The sequence below is a fragment of the Paenibacillus polysaccharolyticus genome, assembly GCF_900102085.1.
In the GTDB taxonomy this organism is placed as follows: Bacteria; Bacillota; Bacilli; order Paenibacillales; family Paenibacillaceae; genus Paenibacillus; species Paenibacillus polysaccharolyticus.
This window is the reverse complement of sequence record NZ_FMVM01000018.1, coordinates 138,569-157,456: the sequence shown is the minus strand read 5'-3', so window position 1 is coordinate 157,456 and position 18,888 is coordinate 138,569. Positions and strand designations below refer to the sequence as shown.

The 18,888-nt window shown below is 44.8% G+C and carries 15 protein-coding genes; 6 read left to right on the top strand and 9 right to left on the bottom strand.

Annotation, left to right across the window (positions count from 1 at the left end; translation table 11 throughout):
- Positions 1-58: 58 nt before the first annotated feature.
- Positions 59-5,338, bottom strand: coding sequence for a S8 family serine peptidase (locus tag BLQ13_RS23210; RefSeq protein WP_090924056.1), 5,280 nt, complete (start codon positions 5,336-5,338; stop codon positions 59-61).
- Positions 5,339-5,987: 649 nt separating this feature from the next.
- The gene (locus tag BLQ13_RS23205; RefSeq protein WP_090924055.1) at positions 5,988-7,448 is read right to left on the bottom strand and encodes an alpha-L-fucosidase; all 1,461 of its coding nucleotides are present in this window, start codon (positions 7,446-7,448) and stop codon (positions 5,988-5,990) included.
- A gap of 119 nt (positions 7,449-7,567) precedes the next feature.
- On the opposite strand from BLQ13_RS23205, the gene BLQ13_RS23200 reads away from it, so the two are divergent.
- Positions 7,568-8,398 (top strand): AraC family transcriptional regulator, encoded by an 831-nt coding sequence (locus tag BLQ13_RS23200; RefSeq protein WP_090924054.1) that lies wholly within the window; start codon positions 7,568-7,570, stop codon positions 8,396-8,398.
- Positions 8,399-8,499: 101 nt separating this feature from the next.
- Positions 8,500-8,637, top strand: coding sequence for a hypothetical protein (locus BLQ13_RS28600; protein WP_167375824.1), 138 nt, complete (start codon positions 8,500-8,502; stop codon positions 8,635-8,637).
- 168 nt (positions 8,638-8,805) lie between these two features.
- On the opposite strand, the gene BLQ13_RS23195 is transcribed toward BLQ13_RS28600, so the two are convergent.
- On the bottom strand, positions 8,806-9,099 hold the full coding sequence (locus tag BLQ13_RS23195) for a DUF3817 domain-containing protein (RefSeq protein ID WP_090924080.1): 294 nt from the start codon (positions 9,097-9,099) through the stop codon (positions 8,806-8,808).
- 201 nt (positions 9,100-9,300) lie between these two features.
- Complete coding sequence (locus BLQ13_RS23190) at positions 9,301-10,269, bottom strand: LacI family DNA-binding transcriptional regulator (RefSeq protein ID WP_090924053.1); 969 nt, start codon at positions 10,267-10,269, stop codon at positions 9,301-9,303.
- Between the two features lie 168 nt (positions 10,270-10,437).
- Here BLQ13_RS23190 and BLQ13_RS23185 point away from each other — a divergent pair, with 168 nt between their 5' ends.
- Positions 10,438-11,871 (top strand): glycoside hydrolase family 1 protein, encoded by a 1,434-nt coding sequence (locus tag BLQ13_RS23185; RefSeq protein ID WP_090924052.1) that lies wholly within the window; start codon positions 10,438-10,440, stop codon positions 11,869-11,871.
- A gap of 158 nt (positions 11,872-12,029) precedes the next feature.
- On the opposite strand, the gene BLQ13_RS23180 is transcribed toward BLQ13_RS23185, so the two are convergent.
- The 3 genes from BLQ13_RS23180 to BLQ13_RS23170 form a co-directional block, all read right to left on the bottom strand.
- Positions 12,030-12,599, bottom strand: a complete 570-nt coding sequence (locus tag BLQ13_RS23180; protein WP_090924051.1) for a sugar O-acetyltransferase — start codon at positions 12,597-12,599, stop codon at positions 12,030-12,032.
- A gap of 264 nt (positions 12,600-12,863) precedes the next feature.
- Entirely contained in the window at positions 12,864-14,027 is a 1,164-nt protein-coding gene (locus tag BLQ13_RS23175; RefSeq protein WP_090924050.1) for an MFS transporter, read from the bottom strand.
- A gap of 148 nt (positions 14,028-14,175) precedes the next feature.
- The gene (locus BLQ13_RS23170) at positions 14,176-14,928 is read right to left on the bottom strand and encodes a TrmB family transcriptional regulator (protein WP_090924049.1); all 753 of its coding nucleotides are present in this window, start codon (positions 14,926-14,928) and stop codon (positions 14,176-14,178) included.
- Positions 14,929-15,111: 183 nt separating this feature from the next.
- Here BLQ13_RS23170 and BLQ13_RS23165 point away from each other — a divergent pair, with 183 nt between their 5' ends.
- Complete coding sequence (locus tag BLQ13_RS23165; protein ID WP_090924048.1) at positions 15,112-15,240, top strand: DUF4023 family protein; 129 nt, start codon at positions 15,112-15,114, stop codon at positions 15,238-15,240.
- A gap of 137 nt (positions 15,241-15,377) precedes the next feature.
- Here BLQ13_RS23165 and BLQ13_RS23160 read toward each other — a convergent pair whose 3' ends face one another.
- Positions 15,378-15,938: a helix-turn-helix domain-containing protein gene (locus BLQ13_RS23160; RefSeq protein ID WP_090924047.1), complete on the bottom strand. Its 561-nt coding sequence runs from the start codon at positions 15,936-15,938 to the stop codon at positions 15,378-15,380.
- Positions 15,939-16,068: 130 nt separating this feature from the next.
- Here BLQ13_RS23160 and BLQ13_RS23155 point away from each other — a divergent pair, with 130 nt between their 5' ends.
- The gene (locus BLQ13_RS23155) at positions 16,069-16,659 is read left to right on the top strand and encodes a LysE family transporter (RefSeq protein ID WP_090924046.1); all 591 of its coding nucleotides are present in this window, start codon (positions 16,069-16,071) and stop codon (positions 16,657-16,659) included.
- A gap of 58 nt (positions 16,660-16,717) precedes the next feature.
- On the opposite strand, the gene BLQ13_RS23150 is transcribed toward BLQ13_RS23155, so the two are convergent.
- Entirely contained in the window at positions 16,718-17,695 is a 978-nt protein-coding gene (locus BLQ13_RS23150; RefSeq protein WP_090924045.1) for an MBL fold metallo-hydrolase, read from the bottom strand.
- A gap of 208 nt (positions 17,696-17,903) precedes the next feature.
- On the opposite strand from BLQ13_RS23150, the gene BLQ13_RS23145 reads away from it, so the two are divergent.
- A complete protein-coding gene (locus BLQ13_RS23145) occupies positions 17,904-18,884 on the top strand; it encodes an alpha/beta hydrolase (RefSeq protein ID WP_090924044.1) in 981 nt (326 codons plus the stop codon).
- Positions 18,885-18,888: the final 4 nt, after the last annotated feature.

Below are 18,888 nucleotides of genomic sequence, written 5' to 3'. Positions count from 1 at the left end.
GAACTTCCATTCAGATGATCTCAAAGCATGGACAGGTTATGCTCCCTGACGGATCAGACTATGGTTCAAGACTTTCAGCGGGATTAGAGCCTGTATCGGTTGGGTCCGATTTCAGGTCACTCCCTGCCTCAGCTTCCTTCTCTGGAGCAGGTTGCCCTTCTGCTTTGTTTTCTCCTTGCTCTGCATGGACAAACAATTTTCCAGTAGCTTGAGCTTCAGCCTTGTTGCCTGCGGCATCCTGTGCCCGGATCACAATGACTCCACCTTCAAGTACAAGATTAGCAGGTGTTGTGTAAGAGCCTGTGTATATACCCGGTTCTGTTTCCACCAGAGGCACCTCTCCCGCACCGTCCGCGTTTAGATTCAAAGGCAACTGAACTCGGAAAGAGGCTTGCAATCCCGGTTTGCTTTTGAACGAAACGTTGAGACTTTCCCCTGATGTAATTCGTACATCTTGGGCTGGCGTGATATCGGTAAGTTCAGGCGCTTCCGTTTCCACATAAACCTTACGTGTTACTGTCGTTTTATTTCCGGCAAGATCGGTTGCCACAATTGTGATGATGTTTTCACCTTTATTCACCAGTACGCGATGACTGAACTTTCTGTCTCTGTCAACCTGCACGGTTTGACCATTCACGGTGACTTTGTCGAGGAATTGTTCCACCACACTGCCTGTCACATGAACGACCTCGGTATTAATCCGGCTTCCTTCCGCCGGACTGACACCATTCACTTGCGGATTGGTCTGGTCAAGAATGATAATGACTGGAAGTGAACGATCTGTCGTTTTACCATTAATGACAGCTTCTGCGGTAATCACATTAACGCCCGCCCGCAGCTTCACTCCATAAGAGAATTTTCCGTTATTTACGGTTGTTATTCCTGCAGCATCCTTGCCATTGTAAAACTTGATCTGTGCTCCAGAAGCAGGAGATGTTCCAGCGATCGTAAAGGTAGACTGATTGGTATACGTATTCGCTGGTGGTGTAAGCACCGGAGCATTCACCGGATATTGTACCACTGCGCGGATCATGTAGTTCCCCTCTTCAGCAGGGGAAGCACTCCATGCCCCGCTTACACGCTGCCAGCTACGGGCCGCATAAGTTCCATCCTCGTCCGTAGCCAGACCAGGAGCAGCTGTACCCGCTAAACTCTGGATATAAACGATGTAGAAATCACCTGTCACAATAATTGGCTCAGGGAATTCTACGGAAGTCCACTGATCGTTCCGCAGTGCCGTACCATTGAACGGTCCAGCAAGCTTTTTGCCTGGTGCTCCACCAGCACCTGATGCATCATAAACCGCGTATTGGAAAGCAGTCCCACCAGGTACAGGCCACTCCGTATTCCAGAATCGGAACGAAGCTCCCGTGACTTGAGCTGTTTCGAGCTCTGGAGTCATTCGAACGGCCCATGCATTATCAGCAGCATTAAAAGCTCTTGCATTCTCGGCTGTACCGTCGTCATAAGCAATTTCACCTGGGAAACCGATAAATGGTTTCAAAGCGATATTACTATCTACTGTGCCGTTGCCCGGAACAGTCACCGTAACTTTTTTGCTGTAATAGTCCGCCGCGCGAACCGACAATGTGTAACTTCCCTCTAACACTTGAAGCGTAAAACTTCCGTCTGCTCCTGTACGAACTTCTGCTACTTTAGCATCCTCCACAACGAGCACCGAGGCATCCGCTACCGGTTGACCTGAGCGTTCATCCTTAACTACACCTTTGATCTGTCCATAAGGGATCATTTCCAGGTTGAAGTTGGCTTTGGCTCCGCCACCATCTGTGATCGTCACCGTTTTCGTTTGCGGATAATAACCGTATGCCTCCGCTTTTAACGTATACTCTCCTGCAACATGTGTGAAGCTGTACTTCCCTGTTGACGAGTCTGTTTTCACAGAACGTCCTGTCTCAAGCACGGTAACCGTTGCACTAGCCGGCAGACTTTGCGGCTGAACTGAACCCGTGCCCGGTTTTTTGATAGCAGGCTCTTGTTGTTTCGTCTTATTGAATTCTGCTTTGTCTGTACGCGTAACTTTGTACCATGGATTATCATAGTCCGGTTTAGGTTTGTCACTCGAAAGCACAACGGCTTCATCCTTTGTTACCGTTGGTGTAGCAACACCCAGTACACGGAAATCATCGATAAACCAACCTGTTCTCACCACACTGTTATCCGAGGTTAATCGGAAACGGAATTGAACTTCATTCCCAGACAGTGCGTCCAGTCCATAGAAGACAGGTGTCCACTGTTTTCCGTTGGTATTATGCGAGAATTTGCCGAGTTCCGTCCAGGTTGTTCCTCCATCTTTGGTTGCTTCGACATAACCGAAGTCATATCCACCTTCAATCTCATACCAATGATTAAACGTAAGTGTCGCATCAGAGACATCCGTCAAATCAATCACCGGGGATACCAGCGAGTAGTTGGAACCATTCTCATACGTGTTGTCGAGATCGGTTGCCCACACATTAGGCGGGGATACCGCACTTAAAGGACCCGTTAACGGGATACCTCGTTCCCACTCATCCTTGGTTCCGGCATGAGTCCAGCCATTATCATCGTTTCCATCAAACGAATCGATATAAATATCTTCCGGCACCTCTACGGTGATGGAAACTTCATTCGATTTCTCACTTTCGTTACCACTATAGTCACGTGCCGCCACAGTGTAATAATACGTAGCGTTCGACTCCGTAGCCGTATCTGTAAATGTGGTTTTCTTCACCGTGCCGACAGCCTCATAACCGGAACTAGCCGTTTCGGAACGGTAAACCACATAAGATTCAAGATCCTCATCATCCGAACCCGTCCAGTTCAACGTTACGTTCCCCAGAATATCCGCTGTTGCAGACAAAGCTGAAGGCGTTCCTGGAGCAATATCGTCTAGTTCCTGAACGGCAAAGTCATCGATATACCAACCAGCTTTCTGAACTGAAGCATCACTGGTCAGATTAAACTGGATGAACACCTGCTGTCCGGCATAATCACGCAGATCAATGTACTGTGTTTTCCATCCACCACTCGTTCCTGTGTAACTAAGCAGTTCTTCAAATACATAGTCGTTATCTTCAGAAGCAATGTATACCTTGCCAAAATCGAGATTATTCTCAATATCATACCAATGTTTGAATGTTAACAATGCCCCTTCAGGGCTTTCTGTCAAGTCGATCGGAGGAGCAAGCAAGTACGCATTACTATTAGGCAGATACGTGCCTTGCAGATTGGTAGCAATCACTTTCTCACCTGAATAAGCAGCCTTCGGCCCGCTTACAGGTGCCCCCCAAACCCACGTACTGCCTGTGCCGCCCGTAGTAAAGCCAAGCTGATCGGCTTCAAAGTCCTGCAAATATCCAGGCTTCACACCATTAGACACCGCAATGTTATATACCTTACTCTCAAATCCATTGTTGCCATAATCATTCACTCGAATGTAATACTCCACACCTTCTGGCTCAATCAGGAAAGCCGGAATCGTCGCAGTATACGTACCTGCTTTACTGTCTCCTTCAATCCGATTCATTGGAAGATAGACGTACTGCTTCGTGCCTTTGGTTCTGGCAAAAGCTTCGACGGAAACTACCGCTACATTATCTGTCACATGTGCCGTTAAAGGAATGTCCAGACCCGTAAACGCCGTATTTACAGGCGTGTGCTCCAGCACCGGCTCTTCCAGATCATCTCCAGCCGTAACCACTCTTCCGGAGACAGTACCGATGCCTTCGAGAACCGAACCAACCGCATCCAGTGCGTTAATGATTCCGTGACCATAGCCGTTATTCGGGGTAACCGGAAATTTGCTATCAGTTCGCGGTGTCGCCGTATCCATGATGATCTGTTCCAGCTGATCCACGTTAAGAGAGTGGTTCGCTTGAAGCAACAATGCTGCGAGCGCCGTTGTATGCGGACCTGCCATGGATGTGCCGTTCCATCCACCTTCATATGTACCTCCAGGCACGGCTGAACGAATGTTCACGCCAGGGGCGGATACTTCTGGTTTGATCTCACCATACGGGGATGGTCCCAGCAATGAGAATGAACCTAAATTGCCGTTAATATCGGTTGCTCCTGTAGCAAAACTCTCAGGATAGTTGGCCGGGTTCGCAACGGAACCAGGACCGCCCGGATTCCCCAATCGTACATTCCCTGCAGAGAATTCAGGGAAAATCTGAGCATCACGCCAAGCCTGAACCATCGGTCTAAACCATTCGTCGAGCCCTGCGCCTCCGCCCCATGAATTATTTACAACGTCCGGTGCGAGTTCAGGATGCAGATTGCCTTCGGCATCCACTGGGGCAATGAGCCATTGTCCGCCATCCAGAATGATTGCATCTGTTGTTTCCGGATTAAAGATACGCACTCCGATCCACTTCGCACCAGGTGCAACGCCGATCTTATTCGTGCCGTTCGCTTCGGAACCAACCATCGTTCCCATCGTGTGAGTACCGTGTCCATCCCCATCAGCAGGAAGAGTCGCGCCGCTATGCGGATCGTACCAGCTTAGCTCTGGATCAACGACATTGCCTGAAGCGTCCAGACCACGCCATTTACTGCGAAGCGCAGGATGCGTGTAATCGACGCCACTGTCCAGATTGGCAACCACGATACCCGTGCCATCAATGCCTCGCTCCCAGATCGCAGGTGCATTGATGTAATCTATATTCCATTCGACATTTTCAGTCTGTTTCTTCACCTTGGAATCCGCTTCTTTGGTTGCAGTTCCTTGTGAAGCTGACTCTTTAGCCGGTGATTGGACGGAATCCTTCGCTGGCGACACACTCGCTGGCTGCTTACTTACTTCCGCCTTATCCAGATATCGCGTTTCGTTCGGCAGAATTTTCTCTACCTCTGGCAGCAACGCAATCTGTTCCATGACTTCTTTGGTACTGGTGACCGCGAGTGAATTCACGATAAAGTAACTTTTATATTCTTTGACCTTTCCCAGGTCAATTTCCTTTTCCAGATAATTTTCGATCGAATATTGTGTCCGCGAAGCCGTTTCACGAAGTGAACTTACCACAGAGTTCCGCACAGACAGCTTGGTTGCCGAAGGTGTTTCCTTGGCAATCGTTGCCTTTTCCATCGCTTGTTTGGAGACAGCCTTGGTATCCACCTGTTCCTTCATTTTGACAAGATAGGTGACATATTCGCTACCTTCAAAGGCTTTGGTCAGTTTGGCATTCACTTTAGACGTTGAAACCTCAGCCAAGCTGGACTTCATATCGATTTTAGATGAGGATGAGTTCTGTGCAGAAACCGGAAGTGCCATTGATAATGCAAGGAGAAGCGAGAGCCCCATGGAAACGGGCTTGCGTAACGGTTTTAATTTTATCAAACTTTTCCACTCCTTTTACCCGGCTTTATTATTTGGTCTAGTACAAGTACCCTTCTCTGTGAATGAATGCAATTGTTGATTTCGTAGCGGTGTAGTGACCATCATCGGACATCTTTTACTTCACCTTACTTACTTTCTTTTCACTTCACATACGGCCTCACCTCCTTTACAGGTTTGGTTAGGGGAACATAGGGAACTGAAACATTTGGAAATTGTCCATAGGTTAAATAAATGTGAGAAAATGGCACTTAGATAAAGGTCTTTATGCTGACTGAGGTCATCAATAATTAGTGTGGGTGTCATAAGAGAGTAACTGGGATGTCGTAAGCATTCGTGTGGAGGATATTCAGAAGTGTTCGTATAACGCTTGCCATGAAGTGGTAAGTGAATCTGTGTGATTCGTACGGGTTGATTAACAGAATACATCTTGAATTACATATAAAAGTTAAATTTAGGCTTAAATTGGATTTTATTGGTATAGTATAGTTTCAAAGTGGGAACTGCACAAGTCCTTATTTGAAAAAAATAGAAAATAAGTCTATATAATGCTTTTACACATCTAATGTCTACACCTTCGACCTATACTCCTTTCGCATTTGCGCATAATCCATAAAAAAAGAACCAGCCCTTGCGCCGGTTCTCTTCACACTTAGTCCAGATCAATTTTAAATACGACAGGTACATTGCTCTGCACACCCATAGTGGTAAGCGTTAAAGCATTTTCATCTCGCTCCCAATTTGGCTGCTCCTCATATCCCAGAATCTGAACCTGCTCAACTATTCCATGAAAATGCGGAGATCCTTCTTTCAACGATTGGATGTGCACGATTCCGTTATCCGGGTACACCATTACCGTCGCATACAGACTACTGCCTTTTACCGTAAATCGTATATCTTCACTTGTAAAAACCTTCGTATCTCCGTCCGTGAACTGACCTTCCTTCACCTCTGTAGGCCCTTCACCATACGTACGCCAGTACGTGGTCTCGTAGATCGCCTCTCCGTTCGCTTCCAGCCAATTCCCGATACGTAGCAGAATATTGCGATCCTCGTCTGGAATCGTTCCGTCTGCACGTGGCCCGATGTTGAGCAGTAGACTTCCATTTTTACTGACGATATCCACAAGATCCCGAATAATCTCTTGTGCCGTTTTGTACTGATTATTTTCCGTATAACACCAGGAATTTCTCGCAACTGCGGTATCCGTCTGCCAAAAATAAGGCTTAAGCTCAGCGAATTGTCCACGCTCTACATCAGGAACCGCTGCACCAAACATAAACGCATCATGCTTGTAATTGATGGCAACCGGAATGCCCCATTCCTCGCCTTTGTTATAATAATACGCTGCGAACTTTTTCAGATAGGGCTTGAACGCCGCCGTATGAATCCACCAGTCAAAATAGAACACCCTCGGTTGATACTCATCTACCAGTTCACAGCATCGAATGAGCCAATCTTCCAGAAATTCGTCCGAAGGCGGTGAACCGTACAGGTCTTGAAAATCGGGCGGCTCCGGCATGGCGGGCCAGTAGAAATCCCCGCACTGCAACGGTTCCTTGATATCGGAATCGAATTCTTTGCCATGAGACATGAAGAACCAGTGCTCGGCACGGTGGGACGACACACAGAAGGTTAACCCTTGCTTCTCATAGGCGACTTTCATCTCACCTAATACATCACGTTTAGGGCCCATTTCATATGTGTTATAGTGAGAGATAGAGCTTTTATACATCTGAAAACCGTCATGATGCTCGGCAACCGGCATAACATACTTTGCACCTGCTTGTTTAAATAGAGTCGCCCATTCATCTGCATCAAATTTCTCTGCCTTAAACATCGGGATGAAATCCTTATATCCAAACTCCTTGTGATCTCCATACACCTCAAGGTGGTGTTCATAAGCCTTGGACCCTTGAATGTACATATTACGGGAGTACCATTCACTATCATAAGCCGGAACCGAATACACGCCCCAATGGATGAAAATGCCGAATTTCGCTTTTCGATACCACTCGGGAACGACGATTTCACGAAGCGAAGTCCAGTTGTCCTTGAATTTTCCGTTAGCAATACGGGTATCGATATGTCGCAAATATTCATGTTTGTTCATGTGCTGTCCCCATCCTTTCCTGGTTGACTATAATTGTATTGTAGTGTGGCAGGACTCCGATGCACATGCAGAACTCTAACGATTAGATGGACGATAATAACCTTCAGGGAGATATGCTCATGGATCATCAAACACTGCTGACCAACTATTTGTCCAATCTGGAAGTGGATCTGTTTATGGTCAATTACAACCGCTGCGGCCCGGATTGGAGAGATCTGGACTACACACCGGACTATAGCAAATTGTACTGGATCTGCGAGGGGGAAGGCTGGCTTCGAATCGGGGATCAGGAATATTACCCCAAACCAGGACAGCTTTTTTTGATGCCGGAAGGAATAAAACAATCCTATTCAGTAATCAGTGACAAACCTTTTCTCAAATACTGGTGTCATTTTTCCGCCAAAGTCGGGGGGATCAATCTATTTCAGATTCTCAAATTCCCACACGTTGTTGACGTGAGTCAGCCCGAACGATTTCAGGACATCTTTGGCAGTGTGTTAACCTACGCGAATTCCAATGAAATTTACGCCCGCATGATGGCCAAGAGTAAACTGACAGAATTGCTTTCCTATTACATCATGAACTTGGATATGAACCAGATTACTTACTTGAACGTGCCCGTGGTTGAAAAATTATCCACCTTGCTCACCTATATTGATACTCATATCGAAGAGAACATGTCCGTTCAGGATTTGGCTAAGATGCTGCATATGCATCCGAATTATTTCATTCGTTTTTTCAAACAACAAGTAGGAATGCCCCCCATTCATTATCTGACCAGCCGAAAAATAGATAAAGCCAAAGAGATGCTTCACTGCACCTCTCTAACGATAACTCAAATCGCGGGCAATCTCGGATTCAGCGATTCGTATTACTTTTCCAGACAGTTCAAGAAACACACCGGATTGAATCCCACTGAATATCGCAAGCAAACGATGGTGGTCAACTGAATTGCAAAAGATAGTTCAGCTCCGAAAAAAACATCCCCACAAGTATCATTTTTGGATTAAAATGGATGTGTGGTTCATTCTTGCAGAAAGGAGGTTTGTATATGACGAAGAAAACGCTCCTGCTCCTTGCTGCCCTGTTTGTTGTCTCCTCATTCGCTGCTTTTGCTTCGGCGGCACCGACAGACAACGGATATAGCGTGTTATCTGATCGACAAACGGGAACCGTTAAACCCAGATAACGATTGATCGTTCCATGCTGGACATCTGGACATACATAACTGATGCAATTCCTAATGTGCAAAAGATTATACAAAAACAACCTCCTGCTTTCTGTTTAGGAGGTTGTTCGTTCGCGTTACTTTGCAATGTGTACCATACGCTATGTGTTATGAGCTATGCGTTATTCGTTACTGCCAATCTCTTTTTCTGAGATAAGACTCAAATACAAATGTTCCAAAAGGAAGCAGCCCCGCCAATAGCCCCATAATCCAAAGTGATATCTTCCACTTTTTGACCAAGCCTACATGTACCAGTGCAATGAGATATAGAGGAAATAAAATACCATGAATCATCCCCAGTATGGCTACAGCTGAAGAAATATCCGCAAAATATTTGAGTGGCATTGCAATAAATACGAGTAGTAGAAGGGATACCCCCTCCCAAATACCTGCAATTCTGAAGCGACCTGTGACCGTGTTCATTCCGTATGCTCTCACCTTTCCGCTAAATTGTTTGTGAAATATGTAACTTATAACATGGCGCTTTACAACGCTGTATTCGATTCTCACACAACGTATGTAAGCTCCTTCCCCGTATTATAAAGCATGCATCCGAGTCAGATTTACTTTAAATTTGAATAATTATTGAATTGAATCGCATCAATGCCATTCGTTTTGCTTCGTTCAAGTCGTTGCTCGTTCAATCAAACGGTATGCCAGTGATGTCGCCTTATGTTCCTCGTTCCCAAGCACTCTCCACAAATGATAAAAAGCCTGTTTCGCTTGCTCCGCAATCGGATTATGAATGGTTGTCAGCTCAAGCACACGTGACAATTCAATATCATCAAATCCAACAATAGCCAGCTGATCTGGAACATGTATGTTGTGTCTGCGCGCTTCACTCATGATGCCTATTGCCGCATAGTCGTTGGAACACAGCACCGCTTGCGGTAGCTCTCCTCCGTTGGCCATACGTCGTAAGGCCGTTTCTCCGTCTGATGAAGTAAATACGGAATACTGATATGCTTCACGCCACACGGGAAGTCCTTGGCTCGTCATGAATGTCTCATATGCTTCGCGGCGGCTTTTCGTATTCAGACTATTACTACGGCCAAACACATTCGCAATACGTGTGTAGCCTTTCGATACCAAATGTTCCAGCGCCAGTCTATACCCTTGTGCCTGATCCATTGCAATCGAAGGAATCTCGTCGTTCCCCATGCGTTGCCAGGACACCATCGGTCCATATTGCAGATATGTTTTCAATTCCCCCGGATCATTCACACAAGTCACGATTAATAAACCATCCACACGTTTACTCCGCAAATCCTCGAATGCCTGTAGCTCAATTTGTTTATCACTGCGCGACATATATACAATCGTCTGAAAACCGTAATCCATCGCGGTATCCATAAATTGGTTGATAAAGGTCAAACTCAGCTCATCAATCATCGCAGTGACAATCCCGATCTGCTTCGTCTGCCCTGTAGACAGAGAAACTGCATTCCGGTTAGGTATGTAGTCCAGCTCATTCATAATTTCTGTAATAATGCGTCTTGCTTCATCACTGACGTGTGGTGAACGGTTAATGACCCGGGATACCGTAGCCCTCGAATAACCGGAACGTTTCATAATTTCATCAAATTTGGACATCCCGATGCTCCTTTCCTGCGAATAAACGCCAAATATAGTATGCCTCATCTGCTCTGTAAAAGTAAAACTTGACGTGTAACCCGTTACAACGTGTAAGCTTTTTTTGAGAGAAAATACTAATGTGAACGCAGCACGTTCACCATGAATTCAATGAATGGAGCGATCTATATGAGCAAATCTTCGAATCATACGTATTCATTTCCTGAAAACTTTCTGTGGGGCGGTGCCATTGCGGCGAACCAGGCTGAAGGTGCATACAATCTAGGCGGCAAAGGTTTGTCCACTCAAGATGTTGCTCCCCGGGGTGTCATGGGTTCGATTACGGAAGAGCCAACGGACGACAATATGAAACTGATCGGTATCGACATGTACCACCGTTATAAGGAAGACGTGAAGCTGTTTGCCGAGATGGGTTTCAAAGTGTTCCGTACTTCTATCGCATGGTCTCGCATTTTCCCTAAAGGGGACGAGCTTGAGCCGAATGAAGAAGGCCTGCAATTTTATGATAATCTGTTTGATGAATGCCGCAAGTACGGTATTGAACCGTTGGTCACGTTATCCCACTATGAGACACCTCTGCACCTTGCCAAAGAATATGATGGCTGGGTTAACCGTAAAATGATTGGCTTCTATGAGCGCTATGCAACAACTGTTTTCAATCGATATAAAAATAAAGTCAAGTACTGGCTTACCTTCAACGAGATCAACTCTATTCTTGAATTCCCGTTCATGAGTGGTGGGATCTACACACCCAAAGAAAAGCTAAGCAAACAAGATCTGTATCAAGCGATCCACCACGAACTGGTGGCAAGTGCATCTGCTGTGAAGCTGTGCCATGAGATCATCCCTGATGCTCAGATCGGATGTATGATTTTAAGTATGCCGACGTATCCACTAACTCCGAACCCCGATGATGTCATTAAGGTGATGGAGTACGAACATAGCAACTATTTCTTCGGCGATATGCATGTGCGTGGACGTTACCCTGGATACATGAAACGTTATTTCCGTGAAAAGGGCATTGAGATTCATATGGAAGACGGCGATCAGGAGATGCTGCTTAACACCGTTGATTTCATCTCTTTCAGCTATTACATGAGCACATGTCAGACAGCCGATCCTGACAAACAAGTGGCTGGTGAAGGAAATCTGATCGGAGGAATCCCTAACCCGTATTTGCCTGCAAGTGAGTGGGGCTGGCAGATTGATCCACAAGGACTGCGCTATGTGTTGAATATGTTCTATGATCGTTACCAGAAACCGCTGTTTATCGTGGAAAATGGTCTTGGTGCAGTCGACGAGTTAATCACGGGTCCGGATGGCGAGAAAACAGTGAATGATGATTATCGAATCCAGTATTTGAATGACCATCTCGTTCAAGTCGGTGAAGCATTGGAAGATGGCGTAGACATTATGGGATACACTTCTTGGGGTTGTATTGATGTCGTGAGCGCCTCCACTGCGCAACTGAAAAAACGTTACGGTTTCATCTATGTAGACCGTCACGACGATGGTTCAGGTACGCTCGAGCGTTACCGCAAGAAATCCTTCCACTGGTACAAAGATGTTATTGCCAGCAACGGGAATAGCCTGAAGCGTTAAGCTCCAAGATTTAAATTTCAAGGCGTAAATTTCAGGTTTTAACTTCAAAACGTAAACTAGTTAAACCCTTCTTTCGGCAGCATGATGTCAGCAAAGCCATAGCATCCAAGCTTGGCATGCTGACTGTTCTGCCGAGGAGGGTCTTTTTTCATATCGCGCTACTCCACATTAATCTCCTTGATCACTCTTGCGGGATTCCCGCCTACAATCATATTACCCTGCACATCTTTCGTAACTACCGCTCCCGATGCAATAACCACGTTATTTCCGATGGTAACTCCTGGATTAATAATTGCTCTACCGCCAATCCATACATTGTTACCAATGGTTACAGGTTTACCGAATTCCGCTCCGGTGCTGCGCTCATGTGGGTTAAGCGGATGAGTTGCTGTATAGATATGTACATCTGGTCCCAACAAACAGTTCTCTCCGATTCGGACTTCGCATACATCCAGAATCGTACAGTTAAAATTGGCATAAAAATGATTGCCTACGTGGATGTTATACCCATAATCGACATGGATATTCGGTTCCATGCTTAGATGCTCACCTGTCGATCCGAATAGTTCCTTTAACAGCTTTTGGCGTGTCTGTTGTTCGATCTCCGTCGTTTGATTAAATAGACGTGTCTTCTTCCGTGCACTCTCTCTGTCTCGGGATAACTCGGCATCACTAGCCATGTACAGTTCCCCGTCCATCATCTTCTGTTTCTCTGATTTGATCGTCATGTAAATCTCCTTTGTGCAGATCTTATATGTGTATTCTTTGGAAGTAAGTAGCAACGTTCATACAAGTTATAAAGCTTAACAACTTATACTTATACTTTTTAAAACTATTTTAATTATATGAGTTCATAATCAAAAATCAAGCCTCTTTTATATTTTCAGCCTACGGACTCAGTCTATAAATGACGAAAAAACCTCTGTACTTCCGCAAAAATGCTGGAAAACACAGAGGTTCTATTTGAGTTGCAATTATGAATCATTGTATCCTCATGCGATCGCATGAGCATGTTTTTCTTTCATACTAATTGCGAGAACGGCAGTACCAAGTCCAACACATACCAGGATAGAGCCGACCCATCCGGTGTTCATAATGGAAGAGTGATCAATAACCAGACCGCCGATATACGTTCCCAGTGCGATCCCCGCATGGGCTATACCTGAGTTCGTGCTAATTAGAATTTCAGATGTCTCAGGCGAAGTCTTAATAATCAGACTATTTTGTACGGGTGTAACCGTCCAGCTTAGAGCACCCCAGATACTTAACAGTAGCAGAAAAGCAATCAAAGGCAGTCCCGTGCTGAGAGGAATCACAGCCATACTGATCATAAATGGAACTAACACGATAATAATGGCTTTAGCAGGATGAAGCCGATCGGATAACATGCCCCCCATGCCTCCGCCTGCTACAGCAGCGAGTCCAAACATCATATAGATTAACGTGATTGCTGTTGAACTCGCACCGATGGTTTCTTGTAGAAACGGGGTGAAATAAGCATATAACGTTAAATGCCCAGCCAGTACGAGCAGTGTAGTTGTGTGAATCGCCAGCATTTTCGGATTCCAAAGTGCCTTTAACTGATTTTTCAAACTCACGGCAGGAGCAGGTTGTACACGATCCATCGCAAAGCCAATCGCCACCATGACTAGCACGGTAAGAACCGCAATCAGCATAAATACTTCACGCCATCCAAGCGCATTACCAATAAAGATGCCAATCGGTACGCCGAGAATCAGAGATGCACTTCCTCCCATCGTTATCGTACCCACCGCACGTCCTTTATACTCCGGCTTAACGATGCGGGAAGCTAGCGTCAGAGATAATACAAAAATAAGCGAACCTGTTGCAGCTCCAAGCATGCGCCCTGCCATTAACATATAAAAGTTCACACTAAACGCTGAGATCAGATTACTGATCAGAAATACAAATAACGTAACCATATATACCTTTTTACGCTCGAATCGGGCTGTCATATTGAGTAGTATGGGTGCGGATACCGCATAGACCAATGAAAAGATTGAAATTAAATAACCGGCTTTCGCCAGAGACAGATGGAGATCCGTTGCAATCAGATCCAATATGCCTCCCAATATCAGTTCAACCGTTCCGACCACAAAGGCTGCAATGGCTAAAACATATACCTTTTTGTTCATATTATAAAATCCCCCTAAAAAGTTACAACTACGATAGTAACCTAATAAAATGAAAAGTTCAATGGATATTTTTAATTTATTTTCAGATTGTTTTTCATCTTATTTACAAAAAGATAAAAAAAAGACTATTCTTCGAAAGAATAGTCTTCTAATAAATCAATCTCGTAAGCAAACGTTCAATTTCTTCGTCCTGCAATAGTTGCTCCCCGTATTTTTTGGTGATCTGTGTCAGAGCCACATCATGATAGAAATAATCCGTCATCGCTTTAACAATCGGTTTGGACATCGTCTTGATCGCTTTCCAAGATTCATTTTCCAATCCGGCGAACAGCAGATAGGCATGATCTACAATAAGCAATTGTGATGGCTCTGGCGCATCAAGTAGCGGAATAAGTGAGTATTTGCGGGTTAGCGAACTTTCCAGACCACCAACCGCAAGCACTTCTACATACACACCTTGTCTCTCCTTCTGCTCCAGCAAACCACGGTATCTCTCCAACCGCTCATTCCAGGCCAGAAAAAGAATCGATGAATCTGCCTCTTCAATCAGCTGTTCTATGTTTGAAGCAATGGATGACTCATCCTTTAACGTCCAAATATGCTCATCCGTGAACGTACGCTTGATTTTATATTGTTTCAAGGTTTCTATATCTTTGTCGAAATCAAGCTTGATTTTGTGAATAACGGTCTGTAGATCCACCGCCATATATAGTTTCTTCTTGCCATCCATTGTGGTCAGCACGATGCCTTTATCGATCATTCGATTTAGTACTTCATAAATTTTAGCCTTGGGTACATTCGAGGCGCTTACAATCGTCGTCGCATCCAGCGGTTCATCCTGCGCAAGTATAGCTTCATAGACCTGACTTTCATATTGAGTAAAACCGAATTTTTGCAACATGTTTTGTTTAGAACGTCCCTTCGTTCTTAAGTGTGTAAAAAAATAGTTCAACTTGTATCTAGTTTAGAGACAAGTTCAGCACCTGTCCAGTTTCATGGTGTCTGTTCAAATAAAATGAGTTAAGCCTGGTTATATTAAGCTTGAATTACCCATTCCCTGTTTTGGAAAGGAGCATGAATCCGAATGGAAAGTACACAAGAATTCGTGAAAAAGGTCAATGAAAATGCCGAGAAAGCACGTCACAACAAAAACAATGGTAAAGGTACGCCCGGTGATAAGTTGCCGAACAAACAACACTCCACGAACAAATAAACACAAAGTTTTATGACTTCGCCTAACTGTGAACTAGCATAATCAGAAGCATCATTGCGAAAAAAATATGGTGCCTCACAACAGTGAGTGCATCATATTTCCTGTCACTAATTGTTTACTTATTACTTGTTTCTTGTTTACTTCGAATTGGCATAATGTATCACCATGCTCAGCTTGTTACTACCTGCGCCCGAATTATCGTAAGCATGTGGCTGATCCGCTTTGAAACAAATCGAATCTCCCTGTCTTAACTTGTATTCTTCTTCGCCTACTCTGATCGTAAGCTCCCCTTCATACATCGTGATGAATTCCTCAGCTCCGTCAATATGCGGTTCAGCAGTCAACGATGCCTGTTCATCCATCTCCATCATGTACATTTCAAACCGGCGCCCCTCTTCCAAAGAAAAATGAGGATAGATTCGGATTCTTCCCTCATCTTCTCGCATGACTTTGATTTCTTCCCTCATGAGAACGGTTGTATCCGACTTCGCTTCATGAATTAATTCACTGAATGAAATTTTTAACCCGTTTGCAATTTTCCAAACCGTTGCAATCGAAGGATTAGACTCCCCGCGTTCAATCTGACCCAGCATCGTCTTGCTAATGCCCGACAGATCTGCGACCTTGTCCAGACTAAGTTTTCTTTGCTCTCTGATTTGCTTCAAGTTGTGAGCCAAAACCAAATTAATATTTTCCATCCAAAATACACCTCTCTCCTCGCGCCCTCTTGTGCACTATATAGCACATATTTTACAATTAAAACATACATGCGTTATAACGACCATATAGTTCATTATAACATACAATATATACCCACAAGGAGAGCATATGGATATTTTATCTTTAGTAACGTACGCAATGATTTCTTCTTTTACACCCGGTCCCAACAATATCATCTCCATGACCCGTGCGAGGGAGCATGGATTCAGAAGCACGTTTCCTTATATTCGTGGAGTCGCTGCCGGATGCCTTCTGATCATGATGTTATCCAGTTATTTCAACCTTGCTCTATATCAATACATTCCGGCCATCACCCCGTTCCTCAATGTATTCGGATGTATCTACATGCTCTATCTGGCTTTCAAAATCATGAGGAGCACATCTTCCAAGAGTGAGCCAGAGCACAATTCGAAAAAGACCCGTTATTCATTTTGGTTCGGATTCAGCCTTCAACTGATTAATCCGAAGGTTATTCTATACGCGCTTACAGCTTTATCCGTGTTTGTCCTGCCCCACGCGCAGTCACATCATCAACTCTTAGGGTATTCGTTACTGCTCACCCTGATTGGAATAAGTGCGAATCTGACATGGGCATTGGGTGGACGTTTATTTCAACGGTTCCTGTTAAAATATGAACGCCCTTTTAATATCGTTATGGGTCTTTTATTGATCTGGACCGCGGTTTCGTTGATCACATAAAACTAAAACAAAAGCGTCCACTCATCTAATGAGCGAACGCTAGCTTTGTTTAAAAACGTTACTCCTGATTTCTTCTCCACCATGACCGAGTAGCATGAGCTACATTACTCAACATAACCGTCTCGCCTATGACCGGTGTAATGACAGATACATTCAAGGCCCGTGCGGCGCGAGTTACCCGTTCAGCTGGTTCGTTCCAGGCATGATAGGCAAGTGTGAATGCCCCCCAATGAATCGGAATCAATACATTTCCGCCCACATCCAGATGGGCTTGTACCGTTTCTTCAGGCATCATATGAATGTTGGACCAGCGTTCGTCATATTGGCCACATTCCATCAAGGTCAGATCAAACGGTCCATACTTGCTTCCAATCTCCTTGAAGTGTGGACCGTAACCGCTGTCTCCACTGAAAAACACTTTCGTTTCCCGCCCGACAATAACCCATGAGCACCATAACGTCGAATCCCGATCAAATAATCCTCTTCCTGAGAAGTGACGAGCAGGTGCACAAGCGAATGTTAAACCCTTGAAGGAGAATTCATCCCCCCATTGATGCTCTGTAATCTGGTCCGCTGGCACTCCCCATTTGATTAAGCGTTTGCGTACACCGAGTGGAACGATAAAACGATTGGTCTTGCTTTTTAATTTTCGAATAGAAGAAGCATCAAGGTGATCATAATGATCATGAGAGATTACAATTGCATCCAAAGTAGGAAAGTTTTCAGGCTGCATAGGCAAATCCTTGCGGAAACGTTTCGTTCCAACCCACGACACGGGTGACGGCCTGTCACCCAACATGGGGTCAAAGAGTAGTCTGTGACCTTCGATTTCGAGCAGAAAAGCCGAGTGTCCAAACCATGTCACCTGTGAATGTTCAGACACCCCCTCTGTTGTAGCAGGTTGATAGTGTTCCATAGGTATATTCCCTGACGGCCTCCGTTCTACATGTCTGCGCATGGAATCTCTCAATATACTTGTGAGTGACTTGATGCTCATTCCGGCGGTCGTTGGAATCTGATTTTCGTATTTCGTCATATTTCACCCTTCTGTTCTCCATATTCCATGGCTAGTCTTGTGGAGAAATGCTAATCTTACTTCATCTTAATTCAACGCTTGCCGATATTCAATTTTGTATGAACCAGAGGAACTACGATGCCGTTAAGCTAGAATTAAGATACTGTTTCCACTCGTATAAGACTGGGCTTATATGATATAGAAAAAACAAGAGAGAGTGTGAGCTACCATGAGCAAAAAATGGCGTAAAAGACTTGTTAAATTTCTGATATTCGACCTGTCACTGATTATTATTCTATTAAGTACCGGATTGATCTATCAGCAGATCAGTTCTTCACAAGATGAAAAAACATTTACACCTCCGGGTAAACTGTATGAAGTACATGGAGATAAAATGCACCTGTATACAGGGGGAGAAGGCGATGTAACCGTCGTTCTTGCCTCAGGTTGGGGAACAGCTGATCCTTATGTAGACTATTATCCTTTATATGAAAAGCTTGCCCCAGATACGAAATTCGCTGTATACGACCGCTTCGGCTATGGATACAGTGACAGAACCGATAAGAAACGGGATGTAGACACGGTAGCGGACGAATTGCATGAATTGCTACAGGTTTCCGGCCAAAAACCACCTTACGTGCTCGTTGCTCACTCCCTTGGTTCATTGGAGACCCTTCGATTCGCACAGAAGTATCCTGACTTGGTAAAAGGTATTGTGATGATCGACGGTGGCAATCCTGAATTCTACGCAACGGGTCAGGATAACCTGGCAGATACGATTGGTGGTTTCGCGAATCAATTCCGTATCAAAACCGGACTTTTCCGGCTAAGTATGCAAGTCCCGGCTGTCGTTGACGCCTCTAATGCCAATCGCAATGAATTAAAACTGGTACCAGAGGATTTGAGAAAAGTAGATAAAACGGCGCTACTTCTGAACTATGGCAATGCTAACACGATTGATGAGTTACGTGAAACGCAACGGAATGCCAAAACGGTGATTGCCAATAAGCATCCCTTATCCGTCCCTCTCACAATTCTGACCGCAGATTACTTTGGTAAACCGGAACCAGATTGGGTGAAAACTCAGAGTGAATTCAAATCATGGTCAACGTTGTCCAAACAAATTACTGTCAAAGATACGGAGCATTACATTCATCAATACCACCCGGACATTGTAGCTGATGAAATCCTTCAGATTGTTAAGAAATAATTAA

Excerpts from the sequence above, each read along its gene's own strand:
- BLQ13_RS23205 (WP_090924055.1), bottom strand. The coding sequence starts at position 7,448 with ATGAACAAACATGAATATTTGCGACATATCGATACCCGTATTGCTAAC.
- BLQ13_RS23170 (WP_090924049.1), bottom strand. The coding sequence starts at position 14,928 with ATGTTGCAAAAATTCGGTTTTACTCAATATGAAAGTCAGGTCTATGAA.
- BLQ13_RS23185 (WP_090924052.1), top strand. The coding sequence starts at position 10,438 with ATGAGCAAATCTTCGAATCATACGTATTCATTTCCTGAAAACTTTCTG.
- BLQ13_RS28600 (WP_167375824.1), top strand. The coding sequence starts at position 8,500 with ATGACGAAGAAAACGCTCCTGCTCCTTGCTGCCCTGTTTGTTGTCTCC.
- BLQ13_RS23195 (WP_090924080.1), bottom strand. The coding sequence starts at position 9,099 with ATGAACACGGTCACAGGTCGCTTCAGAATTGCAGGTATTTGGGAGGGG.
- BLQ13_RS23180 (WP_090924051.1), bottom strand. The coding sequence starts at position 12,599 with ATGACGATCAAATCAGAGAAACAGAAGATGATGGACGGGGAACTGTAC.
- BLQ13_RS23165 (WP_090924048.1), top strand. The coding sequence starts at position 15,112 with ATGGAAAGTACACAAGAATTCGTGAAAAAGGTCAATGAAAATGCCGAG.
- BLQ13_RS23155 (WP_090924046.1), top strand. The coding sequence starts at position 16,069 with ATGGATATTTTATCTTTAGTAACGTACGCAATGATTTCTTCTTTTACA.
- BLQ13_RS23190 (WP_090924053.1), bottom strand. The coding sequence starts at position 10,269 with ATGTCCAAATTTGATGAAATTATGAAACGTTCCGGTTATTCGAGGGCT.
- BLQ13_RS23150 (WP_090924045.1), bottom strand. The coding sequence starts at position 17,695 with ATGACGAAATACGAAAATCAGATTCCAACGACCGCCGGAATGAGCATC.
- BLQ13_RS23145 (WP_090924044.1), top strand. The coding sequence starts at position 17,904 with ATGAGCAAAAAATGGCGTAAAAGACTTGTTAAATTTCTGATATTCGAC.
- BLQ13_RS23200 (WP_090924054.1), top strand. The coding sequence starts at position 7,568 with ATGGATCATCAAACACTGCTGACCAACTATTTGTCCAATCTGGAAGTG.
- BLQ13_RS23160 (WP_090924047.1), bottom strand. The coding sequence starts at position 15,938 with ATGGAAAATATTAATTTGGTTTTGGCTCACAACTTGAAGCAAATCAGA.
- BLQ13_RS23175 (WP_090924050.1), bottom strand. The coding sequence starts at position 14,027 with ATGAACAAAAAGGTATATGTTTTAGCCATTGCAGCCTTTGTGGTCGGA.